Source organism: Anoxynatronum sibiricum (assembly GCF_039414295.1).
Taxonomy (GTDB): Bacteria; Bacillota; Clostridia; order Peptostreptococcales; family Tindalliaceae; genus Anoxynatronum; species Anoxynatronum sibiricum.
The window spans coordinates 1-258 of the sequence record NZ_JBCITM010000085.1 but is presented as its reverse complement, the minus strand read 5'-3'; the positions used below and the strand labels follow the sequence as shown (position 1 = coordinate 258).

Genomic DNA, 258 nt, shown 5'->3' with positions numbered 1-258 from the left:
TTGCATCATGAGGAAAGGTTTTTCCCCAGTCCAACAATTCAACAGCAGCAGATTTGCGAACGGGTTTAGAATGATACACTGACCGAGGCTTTTGTTCCAGCAAGGGCAGATAATGCTCCAACTGAAACAAAGTGTCTGATCGACCATAACTGCGTGTGTGATGGGCAACCTTTTCTGCATTGTGGTAACAGGCAATATGATTGCCGTAAGCTTTAACGCTTATCTGACGACCAACCAGTTCGACTGGTACTGAGTAAC

1 protein-coding gene is annotated in these 258 nt (G+C 45.3%); it reads right to left on the bottom strand.

Annotation, left to right across the window (positions count from 1 at the left end; translation table 11 throughout):
* Positions 1-258 (bottom strand): Mu transposase domain-containing protein (locus tag AAIG11_RS18075; RefSeq protein WP_425499441.1); only part of this gene is annotated, 258 nt, incomplete at both ends.